The 15,253-nt window shown below is 60.3% G+C and carries 14 protein-coding genes; 7 read left to right on the forward strand and 7 right to left on the reverse strand.

Annotated features, from left to right (window positions below):
- Positions 1-5: 5 nt before the first annotated feature.
- Positions 6-2,246, reverse strand: a complete 2,241-nt coding sequence (locus GUC32_RS04100; protein ID WP_060447683.1) for a TonB-dependent siderophore receptor — start codon at positions 2,244-2,246, stop codon at positions 6-8.
- A gap of 228 nt (positions 2,247-2,474) precedes the next feature.
- Here GUC32_RS04100 and GUC32_RS04105 point away from each other — a divergent pair, with 228 nt between their 5' ends.
- Positions 2,475-3,353, forward strand: a complete 879-nt coding sequence (locus GUC32_RS04105; protein WP_043135506.1) for a siderophore-interacting protein — start codon at positions 2,475-2,477, stop codon at positions 3,351-3,353.
- An 88-nt stretch (positions 3,354-3,441) separates the two neighbouring features.
- On the opposite strand, the gene GUC32_RS04110 is transcribed toward GUC32_RS04105, so the two are convergent.
- Together GUC32_RS04110 and GUC32_RS04115 are read right to left on the reverse strand one after the other, a co-directional pair.
- On the reverse strand, positions 3,442-4,215 hold the full coding sequence (locus tag GUC32_RS04110) for an amidohydrolase (protein WP_043135508.1): 774 nt from the start codon (positions 4,213-4,215) through the stop codon (positions 3,442-3,444).
- Positions 4,203-5,363: a pyridoxal phosphate-dependent aminotransferase gene (locus GUC32_RS04115; protein WP_043135510.1), complete on the reverse strand. Its 1,161-nt coding sequence runs from the start codon at positions 5,361-5,363 to the stop codon at positions 4,203-4,205. The genes GUC32_RS04110 and GUC32_RS04115 overlap by 13 nt, the downstream gene beginning before the upstream one ends.
- A gap of 164 nt (positions 5,364-5,527) precedes the next feature.
- Here GUC32_RS04115 and GUC32_RS04120 point away from each other — a divergent pair, with 164 nt between their 5' ends.
- The 3 genes from GUC32_RS04120 to GUC32_RS04130 are packed head-to-tail and all read left to right on the forward strand — an operon-like array spanning position 5,528 to position 7,367.
- Positions 5,528-6,142, forward strand: a complete 615-nt coding sequence (locus tag GUC32_RS04120; RefSeq protein WP_043135512.1) for a methylthioribulose 1-phosphate dehydratase — start codon at positions 5,528-5,530, stop codon at positions 6,140-6,142.
- A complete protein-coding gene (gene mtnC, locus GUC32_RS04125) occupies positions 6,139-6,828 on the forward strand; it encodes an acireductone synthase (protein WP_043135516.1) in 690 nt (229 codons plus the stop codon). Before GUC32_RS04120 ends, mtnC begins: the two co-directional genes overlap by 4 nt.
- A complete protein-coding gene (locus tag GUC32_RS04130) occupies positions 6,825-7,367 on the forward strand; it encodes an acireductone dioxygenase (RefSeq protein WP_043135518.1) in 543 nt (180 codons plus the stop codon). The genes mtnC and GUC32_RS04130 overlap by 4 nt, the downstream gene beginning before the upstream one ends.
- Positions 7,368-7,384: 17 nt before the next feature.
- Here GUC32_RS04130 and mtnA read toward each other — a convergent pair whose 3' ends face one another.
- Positions 7,385-8,413, reverse strand: a complete 1,029-nt coding sequence (mtnA, locus tag GUC32_RS04135; RefSeq protein WP_025301662.1) for an S-methyl-5-thioribose-1-phosphate isomerase — start codon at positions 8,411-8,413, stop codon at positions 7,385-7,387.
- 145 nt (positions 8,414-8,558) lie between these two features.
- Between mtnA and mtnK the strand changes: the two genes are divergently transcribed.
- Entirely contained in the window at positions 8,559-9,758 is a 1,200-nt protein-coding gene (gene mtnK / locus GUC32_RS04140) for an S-methyl-5-thioribose kinase (protein ID WP_025301663.1), read from the forward strand.
- 73 nt (positions 9,759-9,831) lie between these two features.
- Here the strand turns inward: mtnK and GUC32_RS04145 are convergent, their stop codons facing one another.
- Both GUC32_RS04145 and fadE read right to left on the reverse strand, forming a co-directional pair.
- Complete coding sequence (locus GUC32_RS04145; protein ID WP_004930217.1) at positions 9,832-9,984, reverse strand: Hok/Gef family protein; 153 nt, start codon at positions 9,982-9,984, stop codon at positions 9,832-9,834.
- A gap of 289 nt (positions 9,985-10,273) precedes the next feature.
- Complete coding sequence (gene fadE, locus GUC32_RS04150; protein WP_369435573.1) at positions 10,274-12,730, reverse strand: acyl-CoA dehydrogenase FadE; 2,457 nt, start codon at positions 12,728-12,730, stop codon at positions 10,274-10,276.
- Positions 12,731-12,976: 246 nt separating this feature from the next.
- Here fadE and lpcA point away from each other — a divergent pair, with 246 nt between their 5' ends.
- A complete protein-coding gene (gene lpcA, locus GUC32_RS04155; protein ID WP_004930220.1) occupies positions 12,977-13,558 on the forward strand; it encodes a D-sedoheptulose 7-phosphate isomerase in 582 nt (193 codons plus the stop codon).
- Between the two features lie 97 nt (positions 13,559-13,655).
- Positions 13,656-14,459: a class II glutamine amidotransferase gene (locus GUC32_RS04160; protein WP_019454310.1), complete on the forward strand. Its 804-nt coding sequence runs from the start codon at positions 13,656-13,658 to the stop codon at positions 14,457-14,459.
- Here GUC32_RS04160 and dpaA read toward each other — a convergent pair.
- Positions 14,394-15,161: a peptidoglycan meso-diaminopimelic acid protein amidase gene (dpaA, locus tag GUC32_RS04165; RefSeq protein WP_025301666.1), complete on the reverse strand. Its 768-nt coding sequence runs from the start codon at positions 15,159-15,161 to the stop codon at positions 14,394-14,396. The genes GUC32_RS04160 and dpaA overlap by 66 nt on opposite strands.
- Positions 15,162-15,253 lie beyond the last annotated feature (92 nt).

The raw sequence follows: 15,253 nt of genomic DNA on the forward strand, positions 1-15,253 counted from the left end.
ATTCCTCAGAACAACACCGAGTAGTTCAAACCGAAGGTGCGTCCGCGGCCCTTATAGCTGTACAGCTCAGGCGAGCCGTAGGTCGGGCTGTACAGGATCGGCGCGCGTTGGCCCCAAACGGTGGTGTATTCCTTGTCCAGCAGGTTTTCCACGCTGAAGCTGATTTTCCCTACCGGCAGGGTATAGCTGCCGAGAAAATCGAGGGTGTTGTAGCCATCGATTTTGCGGCCTTGGGTGGAGTTGGCCTTGGTGTAATCGCCGTCGTCCGACACATCGAAGGTTTGCTGCGACTGCAAGCGCAGATTCCAGTCGCCCGGCGCCCAGCCGACGTAAGCGGTGACTTTCGATGGGCTGGCGGTATCGACCACCAGCTTCTTCCATTCGCCGTTGACCTTGGTTTCGGAACGGATAACGTTGAAGTTGGTGCCGGCGCTCCAGTCGCTGTCTTCAAAGAAGTAGTCCACCGCGCCTTCCAGCCCATAGATGCGCCGCTTGTCCGCATTGACGTTAATGGTCATGTCGGTTTTGTTGATAGCGATGCTCTTGTCGGACAGCGAGTAGTAAGCGGCGATTTGCGTGCGCAGGTTATCGCCGGTATAGCGCCAGCCCAGCTCGTAGGCATTGACCTTGATGCCTTCCAGCTTGGAATCGCCGACGTTGACGCTCTTCAACAACTGGTAATGGCCGCCGTTCAACGCGTAGGTGCCGTTACCGTAATATTTGCCCGGATCCGGGATCTCGAAGCCCTGAGAGAAGTTGAACCAGGTTTGCTGGCGCTCGGTCAGATGTGCCAACAGGCCGGCGTTGAACAGCGCGTTGTTGTAGTCGGTTTTCCCGCCCGGTATAGCGTCGGCGGATGTCGCGGCGCCGGTGGCGATCGCCTGCTGCTGGTTATAACCGACGAAGTCGTCGATCTTGTTTTCGGTGTACTGGTAACGCACGCCGCCGCTCAGGGTGAAAATGGGATTAATGTCGTAACTGGCCTGCAGGAACGACGCCAGGTTGCTGGTGGTATAGCTCGGGTAGCGGCCGGTGCTGTAAGCGTTCTCCAGCATCATGCCGCCGGACTGCTGAGCCTTCGCCAGGTTAAAGAACTGCTGATTGGCGTTGAAGCTTTCATGCTCGGCGTCAATGCCGTAAGTCAGCGTCAGTGCGTCGACAGGTTTGCTGTTTAACGTCAGCTTGCCGCCGTAGAAATCGGTTTTTTGCTGTGAAGCACCAATGCTGTTGACGTAATAGTTCGGCGCTTTGCCCGCCAGCGTCGGGAACGGGTAGAAGGTCAACGTTTCGTCGCGGTAGTAGACCTGCGCCACCAAATCCTGGCCGAGGAAATCAGTGTTGGAATACTGCAGGTTGATCAGGTGGCGTTCGGTACCGGGGATGCGGTCGGAATTTAAGTTACCGCTGTTATATGCCTTGGCGTTGCCCGTCACCGCCGCAAAGTTCTCTCCCAGGAACAGGCCGTGATCGCCGTCGGATTGGCTTTTGTAGTATTGGGTGGTCAGCTGCAGCTGTTGATGATCGTCGATGTTGAGGGTGCCGGTGCCCATGACGTCGAGGCGATCGGAATACTGCAGGCCGGTTTGGGTATTGTCGATCAGTACCTCATTGCCTTTGCCGTCATACCAGCCGCCATAGCGCTGGTAAGAAACGGACAGGCGCCCAGAGGCGTTGTCGTTGCCGCCGCTGACCGCCGCCGCCACGTTCTCGTCGTGATCGTTATGGCCGCCAAAGCCGGTTTTACCGCCGACCTGCAACTCGACCTGCTGTTCCTGTTGCCCTTTTTTGGTGACGATATTGATCAGGCCGCCGGTGCTGCCGCCGCCGTACAGAGAGGTCGCGCCGGAAATCACCTCGATATGATCGATATTGAATGGATCGATCGAATCCAACTGGCGGCTGTCGCTGCGCGATGAATTCAGGCGTACGCCGTCAATCATCACCATCATCGAGCGGCCGCGCATATTCATGCCATAGTTGGTACGGCCCTGACCGCTGACGTCCATGCCGGGGATCAACTGCGCCAACATGTCCTTGATCTCTTTACCGCCCTGAACCTGCTGTTCGATCTCCTGGCTTTCAATAATCCAAGTGGTCTGTGCCATTTCCGCCGTGCTGCGGTGCGAACGGCTGGCGGAGACCACCATCTGCTCTTCGGTGCCGGCTTTCTGATCTTCAGCCCAAGCCGCCGGCGCAAGCATTGCCAGCAGACAAGGGTTCAATACCCAAAGGTGTTTGCGTTTCATCGTTATTTCCTGGTGATATTGTTATTGTGTTTTTTTGAGAATGCTTCTTTTATCAATAACGTTTCTTGTTATCAATAAAATCGTGATATGATTTTTTGCGATACATTAACGTAATTAATTAGTTTTATTAACATTTTGCCCGCTGCGCGATCGAGCACCCCACGCCGTCAACACGGCAGCCGATCGGCCATACGCACAAGCGACAGCCGTTGCCGGAGAATCGAGAACATGTCCGCCAGCTACAGAATTTTTGATATCACCTTGAAAAGCAAAACGCTGATTTCATCTTCGCTGGTGCGCTGCGTGTTTGAAGGTGCGGATATTCATCGGATGAAGCTCGAAGCGCCGGACCAGCGCATCAAACTGTTGTTCCCGGCGGCGGACGGCAAGATCCCGCAGTTGGTCAACAGCTCTGACTGGTACGGCGATTACATGGCGATCCCCAAAGAACAGCGTCCGGTGATGCGCACCTATACGTTGCGTGCGCTGCGCCGCGAGCAGAATCAGATGGACGTCGAGTTCGTGTTGCATGGCGTGAACGGCCCGGCTTCCGCCTGGGCGACCCATGCCGAACCCGGAGACACGATTCAAACGGTCGCCCCCAACGGTGACTTCGACGGCGACAGCGGCGGTTACGAATGGGCGCCGCCGGCGCAGTTGCAACAGGCGTTGCTGATCGCCGATGAGACGGCGGTGCCGGCGGCGATGGCGATTCTGGAACAGCTGGCGCAGCAGGCCAATCCGCCGCGGGTGCAGGCGTTTTTTGAGGTGCCGGTGGCGGGGGATTGCCTGGATTTGGCGCATTTCCCGTTCGCCGAGGTCTACTGGCTGCCGCGTGACGTCGGCCGCCAGCTGGCACACGGTACGCTGCTGGTGGAAGCGGTGCGCCAGCGGGTGGATATCCCCGCATCGGCGTGCGCACAGGCGCAGTCACTGGCGGAAAGCAGCCTGAGCGATGAGGTGCTGTGGGAGCGGGCGGCCGGCAGCAACGCTTTTTATGCCTGGGTGGCGGCCGAATCTTCTGCGGTGAAAACGCTGCGGCGTTACCTGATTGGCGAACGCGATCTGGATCGCTCCACCGTCAACTTCATGGCCTATTGGTGCTGAACGAGCCGTCCTTTTCCGGCATCGGCGCGGAGTCTTTATCTCTCTGCCGAAGATCGACGCGCTAATCGCCGGCTGGGAGCGTGTTTAATCAGTCGAGACGCAGAAAGCTGTCGGCATCGCGCCAGGCCGGGAAGGCGCTGCGGTAGCTCTGCAGGGTTTCCAGCGACAGCTCGGCGTCCAGGCGCGTGGCCGCGCCGGGTTCCGCATCCGCCAGGATCTCGCCCTGAGGGCTGATGATTAAGCTGTCTCCGCTGTAGCTCAGTCCGTTAGGATCTTCGCCCACCCGGTTGCAGCCCGCCACATACACCTGATTCTCAATCGCCCGCGCCGTCAGCAGCGTTTGCCAATGGTGGCTGCGCGGCGCCGGCCAGTTGGCGACGTACAGCGCCAGATCGTAATCCTGCTGATAGCGCGCCCAGACCGGGAAACGCAGGTCGTAGCAGATCTGCGGCAGGATGCGCCAGCCGCGCCACTCGAAGATTTCACGCCGGTTGCCGGCCTGGTAATGCAGGTGTTCGCCGGCCATGCGGAACAGGTGGCGTTTATCATAGGCATGCACCTGGCCGCCCGGCTCTACCAGCAGGAAGCGGTTGACCGCGCCTTCGGGCGTTTTCAGCGCCACGCTGCCGCCGATTAACGCGTGGCTTTTCACCGCCCAACTGCGCAGCCAGTCGATCACCTGCTGTTCGGGCAGGGCGCTCTCGCCGGCATCCATGGCAAAACCGGTGGTGAACATTTCCGGCAAAACGATGAGATCGCGCCCGGCGATCGGCGCCAGCAACGCGTCGAAGGCGGCCAGGTTAGCGAGGCCGTCGCGCCAGACCAGAGGTTGCTGCAACAGGGTAATTTTTAAAGTCGACATAACCGCTCCGCAGCTGCATCCAGCGTGGCGTCCTGTTTAGCGAAGCACAGCCGGATCAATTTATGGGGGAAAGGATCGGCACAGAAGACCGACAGCGGAATGGCCGCCACGCCCACGTGCTCGGTTAACCAATGGCAGAACGCCACATCGTCCAGATCGGAGATGGCGCTGTAGTCCGCCAGTAAGAAGTATGTACCCGCGCAGGGTAAAATTTCCAGTCGGCTGCGCGCCAGCGCCTGCACAAAGCGATCGCGCTTGGCGCGATAGAACGCCGGCAACTGCCGCCAGTGCTCCGGCTCGGCACGCAGGCTATCCGCTAGCGCCAGCTGCGCCGGGGTGTTGACCGAAAAGGTCAGGTATTGATGCACCTTGCGCACCTCGGCGCTCAGCGCGGCGGGCGCCACGCAGTAACCCACTTTCCAGCCGGTCATGTGGAAGGTTTTACCGAAGGAGGACACCGCGATCGCCCGTTGGCGCAGCTGCGGGTGGGCCAACACGCTGGCGTGGCCGCCTTTGGCGAAGCAGATGTGTTCGTAGACTTCGTCGCTGAGCACGTAGATTTCGCGTTCTGCAATGGCGTGCCACAGCTGCTGCATATCTTCCGCCTGCCAGGCGGTGGCGGACGGGTTGTGCGGCGTGTTGACGATCACCAGGCGGGTGCGCGGCGACAGCGCGGCGGCGAACTGTTGCCAATCCACGGCAAACGCGGGCGGCTGCAGGGCGAGGCGTTTGAGTACGCCGCCGGCCAGCGTCACCGCCGGCGCATAGCTATCGTAGCTGGGATCGAAGCAGACCACCTCATCGCCGGGGCGCACCAGCGCGCTGATGGCGGCGAACAGCGCTTCGGTGGCGCCGGCGGTGACGGTCACTTCAGCAGCGGCGTCCGGCTGCCAGCCATACAGCTCGGCGGTTTTGTCGGCGATGGCTTCGCGCAGCGGCGCCACCCCGGTCATCGGCGCATATTGGTTGGCGCCCTGGGCGACGTGCCAGGCCAAGCGTTCTTTCAGGTAGTCCGGCCCGTCGAAATCAGGGAAGCCCTGAGACAGGTTGATCGCCTGATGCTGCTGCGCTAGCGCGCTCATTTGGGTAAAGATGGTGGTGCCCAGGGCAGGCAGTTTACTTTCGGGAATCAATGCGGAAGTGCTCATAGCAGGTGAATACTCCAGGCGCTTATATTGCCGTCAATATAACACGATGCTAGTATTTGGCAATCAAGACGCTTAGATGGCTAAATGCGAAAAAGTGCTTAGCCCGCCACGCGGCAGGCAAAGTTTCATCTGCCGGCCGCCTTACAGAACGGGAAATGATAATAATGACGGATAATCCGCAATTTACCGCATTGCTGGCGGCCTGCCACTGGATTGGCGACAAAGGCTGGTGCCCGGCGACCGGCGGCAACATGTCGCTGCGCCTCGACGAACGTCAGTGCCTGGTCACCGAGTCCGGCAAAGACAAGGGCAGCCTGAGCGCCGCCGATTTTCTGCGGGTGGATATCGCCGACAATCATGTGCCGAGCGGCCGCACGCCGTCGGCGGAGAGCGGGCTGCATACGCTGCTCTACCGCCTGTCTGCGCACATCGGCGCGGTGCTGCATACCCATTCCGTCAACGCTACCGTACTGTCGCGGGTGGAACGCGGCGATGCGCTGGTGCTGCAGGGATACGAAATGCAGAAGTCGCTGGCCGGCCAGCGCAGCCACCTGGACAGTGTGGCGATCCCCATTTTTGATAACGATCAGGATATCCCCCGGTTGGCGGCGCGCGTGGCGGCCTATGCCGAGGCCACGCCGCTGCAATACGGCTTTCTGGTGCGCGGCCACGGTCTGTATTGCTGGGGAAGCCAGGTGGCGGAAGCCCGCCGCCATCTCGAAGGGCTGGAATTCCTATTCCAGTGTGAACTGCAACGCCGCTTACTGGAGGCGAAATGATCCGCGCCATCGTGACCGATATTGAAGGCACCACCAGCGATATTCGCTTTGTGCATCAGGTACTGTTTCCTTATGCCCGCGAACGGCTGGCGGATTTTGTGCGCCGCCATGCCGCTGAGAGCGAAGTCGCCGCGCCGCTGGCGGCGCTGCGCGCTGAAATTGACCAGCCGCAGGCAGATCTCGATGCGCTGATCGCCGCCCTGTACCGCTTTATGGATGAAGATCGCAAATCCACCGCGCTCAAGGCGTTGCAGGGCATCATCTGGCGCAGCGGTTACCGCGAAGGGGATTTTCGCGGGCATCTGTACCCGGAAGTCGCCGGGCAGTTGGCCGCCTGGCAGCGGCAGGGAGTGAAGCTTTACGTCTATTCCTCCGGTTCGGTGGAAGCGCAGAAGCTGCTGTTCGGCCACAGCGACGCCGGCGATCTGCAGCCGCTGTTCAGCGGCTATTTCGATACGCACGTCGGCGCCAAGCGTGAAACCGCGTCGTACCGCAACATCGCGCAGGCTATCGGCATCGCGCCCGACGAGCTGCTGTTCTTGTCCGACATCCACCAGGAGCTGGACGCCGCGCAGGCCGCCGGCTGGCATACCTGCCAGCTGATCCGCGATGAGGCGGACGAGCAAAGCCGGCATCCGCAGGTTAACCGTTTTGATCGTATCGATTTAGGGGAGTTCGTCTCATGAGTGGATTGACCATTTTCAGCGATAAAGCGCCGCAGCAGCCGCTGTGGCAGAGCCGCGACGCGCAGGAGATCCAGCGCCAGCTGGCGCAAATCGGCGTGCGCTTTGAGCGCTGGCAGGCGGATCGCGAGCTGGGCGACAACCCGCAGCCGGAGGCAGTGATCGCCGCCTACCAGCATGAGATCGACCGGCTGGTGGCGGAAAAGGGCTACCAGAGTTGGGACGTGATCAGCATGCGGCCGGACCACGAGCAGCGTCAGGCGCTGCGCGAAAAATTCCTGTCCGAACACACGCACGGCGAGGATGAAGTGCGCTTTTTCGTTGAAGGGGCGGGGCTGTTTTGCCTGCATCTGGACGGCAAGATCTTCCAGATCCTGTGCGAAAAGAACGATCTGATCTCGGTGCCGGCCAACACCCGTCACTGGTTCGATATGGGCTCGGCGCCGCACTTTACCGCGATCCGGGTATTTGACAACCCGGAAGGCTGGGTGGCGCATTTCACCGGCGACACGATCGCCGATGCCTATCCGCGTTTGGACTGATCGTCAACCGGCGGGCGTTACCCCAGCGCCCGCTGGAAAATCCCCGCTTCAACCTGTTGCGGCGTGATCACGCCGCTGTCGAACACCCACCCGCTGATAAGCTTCGCCGGCGTGACATCGAACGCCGGATTGTACACCGGTGCCTCGTTCGGCGCCCACTGGCAGGCGCCGAAGCTGCCTGAAACGCCGGTGACTTCGGCCGCCGCGCGTTGCTCGATCGGGATGGCGGCGCCGTCCGGACAGTGCGGATCGTGGGTGGTGTGCGGGGCGGCCACGTAGAACGGGATGCCGTGATAGTGCGCCAGCACCGCCAGGCTGTAGGTGCCAATCTTGTTGGCGACGTCGCCGTTGGCGGCGATGCGATCCGCGCCGACCCACACCGCATCGACCTGGCCCTGCGCCATCAGGCTGGCGGCCATCGAATCGCAGATCAGACGATAGGGAATGCCCAGCTCGCCCAGTTCCCAGGCGGTCAGACGACCGCCCTGCAGCAGCGGCCGGGTTTCATCGACCCACACCTGTTGCACTTTGCCCTGCTGGTGGGCGCGCAGCAGCACCCCGATGGCGGTGCCGACGCCGGCGGTGGCCAACCCGCCGGTATTGCAGTGGGTCAGCAGGCGGCTGCCGGGCTTGACCAGCCCAGCGCCGTGATCGGCGATGCGATCGCACAGCCGGCGATCTTCCTCCACCAGCCGCAGCGCTTCGTTCACCATTGCCGGCGCCCAGTCAGGCTCCGCCAGCGCCAGCTTCATGCGATCCAGATTGTTCATCAGGTTAACCGCCGTCGGGCGCGCGGCGCGCAGCGTGTGCAGCGCCTGTTCCAGCTCGGCGCGCGGCAGACCGCGTTCCGCCAGCAGCGCCAACAGCAGGCTGGCGGACAGCCCGATCAGCGGCGCGCCGCGCACCCGCAGGCTGTGAATGTGCCCGACCAACTCTTCCACGCTGTCGCAGGCCCGCCACCGCTTTTCCTGCGGCAGAGCTTGCTGATCGAGGATCCAAAGGCGGTTATCTCGCAGGGTCAAACTGGTGGTGTTAAGCGCTTGCATCGGCGGTTAATTCCTTGTTGCGTGGTTATTGCATCTGAAACGCTATTCTGCCAACATGACTTCCAGATGTATAGACGTCCAAATGCTTTTACGTCTAAATAATCAGAGTCGCTGGGTCAGTGAGAGAGAACAGAGGGGTTGGGGAATGTCGCTTTATCGTACGTTTACGGCTGCCGATGCCGTTGAATATGCCCGCCAATACGGGCAGGTGGCCGAACCGCAGGCGCTGGTGAGCGCCGACGAGATCGGTGACGGCAACCTGAACCTGGTGTTCAAGATCCGCGATCGCGAAGGCGTGAGTCGGGTGATCGTCAAACAGGCGCTGCCCTACGTGCGCTGCGTGGGCGAATCCTGGCCGCTGACGTTGGATCGGGCGCGCATCGAAGCGGAAACGCTGCTGGTCCACGGCAGTTTCTGCCCAAGGCATACGGTAAAAGTCTTGCATCACGATCCCGAATTGGCGGTGATGGTGCAGGAAGATCTCTCCGATCATCGCATCTGGCGCAGTGAACTGGTGCAGGGGAACTATCACCCGCTGGCGGCTGGGCAACTGGCGGAATACCTGGCGCAGACGCTGTTTCACACCTCCGATTTTTATCAGTCGGCGCAGCAGAAGAAGGCGGAAGTCAGCCGTTTCACCAACCCCGAGCTGTGCCAGATCACCGAAGATCTGTTCTTTACCGACCCCTATACCGACCATGAGCGCAATCAGTTCGAGGCGGCGCTGTTGCCGCAGGTGCAGGCGCTGCGTGAGGATGCGCCGCTGAAGCTGGCGGTCGCCGGCCTGAAACATCGTTTCCTCAGCAAAGCGGAGGCGCTACTGCACGGCGATATTCACAGTGGTTCAATTTTCGTGGCGGAAGGGCGGTTGAAAGCGATCGACGCTGAATTCGGTTTCTACGGCCCGATCGGTTTCGATGTCGGCACTGCGTTAGGCAACTTGCTGCTCAACTATTGTGGCCAGCCGGGGCTGTTCGGGCCGCGCGACGCCGCCGCCGGACGCGAGCAGCGCCTGCAGGATGTGCGCGAGCTGTGGCTGATTTTCGCCGATCGCTTCCTGGCGCTGTGCCATCAGCAAAGCCGCGATGCGGCGCTGGCGACGCCGGGTTACGCCGAGCAGTTCCTGCAGCAGGTCTGGGCTGACGCAGTAGGGTACTGTGGCACCGAACTGATCCGGCGCACCATCGGCCTGGCGCACGTCGCCGATCTGGACAGCATCGCCGACGCCGACATGCGCCTCGACTGTCAGCGTCACGCCCTGGGATTGGGGCGCACGCTGATCGTCAATGCGCCGCAGATCGAGCATATCGATGCGCTGTTGGCGCGTATTCGCCAGCAGGGCTGAAAAGGCGGGTGCTCGTGGATCCTGCCTGACATTATCAGCCAACGGGCGGGGCGAACCCCGCCGTTGGGTTGCCTTACCGTTCGGATTCGTAAGCCAAAGTGGCCGCAACCTCCGAGTCTCCCAACCTGATGCGCAGTTCGCACAGCGAACCGCGGGTTAGCCAGATGAACGCGATCAGCGTCATACAGACGATCACCAGTTTAAGTACGACCCGTTTTTGCTGCATTTTTGACCTCCCTATCCTTGCCTTGCGGCGGGCAAGAGGCTAACCTGAGGTTGCTTGGCATCAGAGTGGCCTCGGGTTGATAATATCGACTCGGGGCCTTTCTCTTTCTCTCCTTTGCCAAGGCTCCGGACAGAAAGATCCAGAGCACCCGCTGCGCAGTCTACTCGAACTTCCTTCCCGTGAAATCTGCCGTTGCGCCAACCTGCGGCGCGGTGCGCAGTTTGTGGTGCAAGAAAAGAAAAAGGGGCGATGATGATCGCCCCTTGGATGCGTGGAGTGGGAATTGGCGTTAAGCCGCTTCGGTCTGCTGTTGGCGCTTAGACTGCGCCGCCGGCTTTTCCGGCTTAGCGGCCGCCAGCGCATCCGGTGCAAAGTCGTCCACGTTGATGGAGCGCAGACGGCTCTCTTCGGCTTTCACCAGGATCTTCGCTTCGTCGGCGCTGATCTTGCCTTCTTCCAGCGCGCGTTCCGCCAAACGATCCAGACGGGTGAACGGCAGGTTTTTGCCGGCTGCCTTGCACAGACGTTCGTGAATCGGCTCGGCGGCCATCACGTCGGCCAGCGCCGCTTCCAGCAGGCCGATTGGGTTATGTTCGCTCGGCGTCAGGTACTGACCGCGCCCCAGGCGGCTGCGGGTGGCGGAAGGCACCTGCAGGATCTTGGCCAACTGGTGATCCAGGCGATCGGACGGTGCGGTATGCACGCGGCCGAACGGGAAGACCACGAAGCGCATCGCGCCAGCGATAAAGCGGTTCGGGAAGTTGCGCAGCAGGTCATCCAGCGCCTGTTCGGCTTTATGCAGGCTGTCTTGCACGCCCCAATGCACCAGCGGCAGATCTTCTTTCTGACGGCCTTCGTCGTCAAAGCGTTTCAGCACGGCGGAAGCCAAATACATCTGGCTGAGGATATCCCCCAGGCGAGCGGAGATGCGCTCACGGCGCTTCAGGCTGCCGCCCAGCACGCCCATGGAAACGTCCGACAGCAGCGCCAGGTTGGCGCTCAGGCGGTTCAGCTGCTGATAGTAACGACGGGTCGCGTCCTTGGTCGGCGTGGCGCTGGTGCGGCCGTTGGTCAGGCCCAGCCAGAAGCTGCGTACCTTGTTGCTGCCGACGTGGCCCAAGTGGCCGAACAGCGATTTATCGAAGGCGTTCAGATCGTTGTTCTGTGCCGCTGCCATTTCATCCAGCACATAAGGATGGCAGCGGATTGCGCCCTGGCCGAAGATCATCATGGTGCGGGTCAGGATGTTCGCGCCTTCCACCGTGATGGCGATCGGTGCGCCCTGATAGGCTCGAGCCAGGAAGTTGGATTCGCCCAGCATGATGCCTTTACCGCCGGCGATGTCCATGGCGTCAACGATCGACTGCTGGCCGCGGTGTGTACAGTGGTATTTGACGATGGCCGACAGCACGGCCGGTTTCTCGCCCTGCACCAGCGCGTAGGTGATCAGCGAAGCGGCGGCGTCCATCACATAGGTGTTGCCGGCGATGCGTGCCAACGGCTCTTCGATCCCCTCCATCTTGCCGATGGAGATCTTGAACTGACGGCGAATGTGCGCGTAGGCGCCGGTCGCCAGGGCGATGGATTTCAGGCTGCCGGTAGAGTTGGACGGCAGGGTGATGCCGCGACCGACCGACAGGCATTCAACCAGCATGCGCCAGCCCTGGCCGGCCATTTTCGGGCCGCCGATGATGTAATCGATCGGCACGAACACGTCGGTGCCGCGGGTTGGGCCGTTCTGGAACGGCACGTTCAGCGGGAAGTGACGGTTGCCGATTTCCACGCCCGACGTGCTGGTTGGGATCAGCGCACAGGTGATGCCCGGGGATTCGTTGTCGCTCAGCAGGCGATTCGGGTCATGCAGTTTGAACGCTAGGCCCAGTACGGTAGCGACCGGCGCCAGCGTGATGTAGCGCTTGTTCCAGGTCAGGCGCATGCCCAGTACCTGCTTGCCTTGCCATTCGCCCATGCACACGGTGCCCACGTCCGGGATCGCGCCGGCATCGGAACCCGCTTCCGGGCTGGTCAGCGCGAAGCAAGGAATTTCGTCGCCGCGCGCCAGGCCCGGCAGATAGTGGTTTTTCTGTTCTTCGGTACCGTAGTGCTGCAGCAGTTCGCCCGGGCCGAGGGAGTTTGGCACGCCGACGGTGATCGCCAGGATGCCGGAAACGCCGGCCAGTTTTTGCAGCACCATCGCCTGAGCGTAAGGTGAGAATTCCAGACCGCCGTACTCTTTCTTGATGATCATCGCGAAGAAACGGTGTTCTTTCAGGTACGCCCAGAGTTCAGGCGGCAGATCGGCCAGTTCGTGGGTGATCTGGAAGTCGTTGGCCATGCGGCAGGCTTCTTCCACCGGGCCGTCGATAAACGCCTGCTCTTCTTCCGTCAGGCGCGGTTTCGGGTAGCTGTGCAGCTTGTTCCAGTCCGGCGCGCCGCGGAACAGATCGCCTTCCCACCAGGTGGTACCGGCGTCGATCGCTTCCTTCTCGGTGGTGGACATCGGCGGCATCACCTTGCGGAAGGCGCGCAGCGCCGGCGCGGAGAGCAGGGAACGGCGTACAGAGGAAAGGTTCAGCGGCAGCAGCACGATCGCCAGCGGCAGCAACAGCCAGAAGCTCCACAGGCCGATAGCACCCATGGCGGCAGTGTACGCCACCAGGATCAGGCTGCTGAGGGTAAGGTTCACTCGGTGGTAGAACACCACGCCGAGGAGAGCCAGGAAAACGACGATACTAAGAACCATCATAAGAAGCTCCGAAGTAGTAAGAGGTCTGACCTGTTGTGTGTATGTAATAGGTTTTAGTACAAGGCAGAATTTTTATCAATGCGTTTACAGTTTAATTACAACTCAGGTCACAAACTGACAGCACCAATCATCAAAAACCTCTCCGCTTCCTTAACTGGCGCGCTGTTTGGCTGAGAATGCTTCTCGCTGTTTCCGCGATCCGGTACACTGCGAAGCGGAAGATTTGACGATAACAAGAGGTTCCTCATGTACCACGACCTTATTCGCAGTGAACTGAACGAAGCAGCTGATACCCTGGCGAAATTTATCAATGACGACGCCAACATCGACGCCATCCAACGTGCGGCGGTGCTGCTGGCGGATTCCTTCAAAGCCGGCGGTAAAGTGATTTCCTGCGGCAACGGCGGTTCCCATTGCGACGCGATGCACTTCGCCGAAGAGCTGACCGGCCGCTACCGTGAAAACCGCCCGGGCTACCCGGCAATTGCCATCTCGGACGTGAGCCACCTGTCCTGCGTCAGCAACGACTTCGGTTATGAGTATGTGTTCTCGCGCTATGTGGAAGCGGTGGGTCGCGAAGGCGACGTGCTGCTGGGCATTTCTACTTCCGGCAACTCCGGCAACATCATCAAGGCCATCGACGCGGCGCGTGCCAAGGGGATGAAAGTGATCACCCTGACCGGCAAGGACGGCGGCAAGATGGCGGGTTCCGCCGATGTGGAAATTCGCGTGCCGCACTTCGGCTACGCCGACCGCATTCAGGAAATCCACATCAAAGCGATTCACATCTTGATTCAGCTGATCGAAAAAGAGATGGTTAAGGCTTGATAGCCTTCGGGGAGCTGCGGCTCCCCATGAATAAGACGGCGGACGCCGCATGGTGCGTCCGCACAGCCTGTGTCAGTGTGGTTAAGGAGTGCTGGCGATGTGTGAACTGCTCGGGATGAGCGCAAACGTACCGACCGATATCTGCTTCAGCTTTACCGGCCTGGTACAGCGCGGCGGCCGCACCGGGCCGCATAAGGATGGCTGGGGCATTACCTTCTATGAAGGGAACGGCTGCCGCACATTCAAGGATCCGCAGCCGAGCTTCAACTCGCCGATCGCCCGCCTGGTGCAGGACTATCCGATCAAGTCCTGCGCGGTGGTGTCCCATATTCGCCAGGCCAACCGCGGCGAAGTGGCGCTGGAAAACACCCATCCGTTCACCCGTGAACTGTGGGGCCGCAACTGGACCTACGCGCACAACGGCCAATTAAAAGGCTATCGTCAGCTGGATACCGGCACGTTCCGCCCGGTCGGCCAGACCGACAGCGAATACGCGTTCTGCTGGCTGCTGCATCAGCTGGCGCTGAAATACCCGCGCACCCCGAGCCAATGGCCGGCGGTCTTCCGCTATATCGGCCTGTTGGCGAGCCAGCTGCGCAAGAAAGGGGTGTTCAACATGCTGTTGTCGGACGGGCGCTTCGTGATGGCCTATTGCTCCACCAACCTGTATTGGATCACGCGCCGCGCGCCGTTCGGTAAGGCGACGTTACTGGATCAGGATGTGGAGATCGATTTTCAGCAGCAGACCACACCGAACGATGTGGTCACGGTGATCGCCACCCAACCGCTGACCGCCAACGAAACCTGGCACAAGATTGAGCCAGGCGAGTTCGCGTTATTTCACTTCGGTGAGCGGCTTGTTCTGAGCGAAGGGATTGGTGTTGGGCGTCGGGCTGGCTGACGCGTACTGCGTCATCTGGCCGCTGCTCATCAACGGTTGACCCAGCACATACTGGCCGTTGTCTACGGTCATCATCGGCGGCTGGTGGTTCTTCGCGAAGTAATCGTAACCCGGCTTCAGCTGGCGCCAGAAGGCGATATAGCTGGATGACGCATGGCGCTTGAGGTTTTGCTCGGTCATGCGGAACGGATAAATGCTGATATCGACGCGGCTTTGGCCATAGGCAAAGGCGGCTTCGACGTAGCGATAGATCTCATCCATATAGGTGTTGGTCATCGCGTAACAGCCGATCGATTTACATTCGCCGTGGATCATCAGATAAGCGCCGGAATAGCCCTGCGATTTATCGTAATCGTTAGGGAAACCGATATTGATCGCCCGATAATACTTGCTGTCGGGTTTCAGATGGCGTGCGTCAACGCTATAAAAGCCTTCCGGACTTTTAAAGTCGCCTTCACGACGTTTAGGACCCAGCCCGCCGGAGAAATTACAGATCGGGAACGTGTTGACCAGGCGGAATTCATTGCCCATTTTGGCATACAATTCCAGCTTGCGTTCCTCTTTGAAGATCTGAATATAGACCGGCGAACCCAATAATTGCTGTTTAACTACCGGTGCTTCGGGTACCTGCTCGCTGGCGCTGCAGGCCGTGATCATCGGCATAGAAACAAGCATCGCAAACAACAGCGCGATTTTGCTCATTATTATTCCTGCTTATATTTATCTGCCGGCGCAATTGAGGTTGGCCAACATGCCACTGATTATTGTTTTTACTGCTGCAAAACACCGCCAGA

The organism is Serratia sp. NGAS9 (genome assembly GCF_009905295.1).
GTDB lineage: Bacteria > Pseudomonadota > Gammaproteobacteria > Enterobacterales > Enterobacteriaceae > Serratia > Serratia bockelmannii.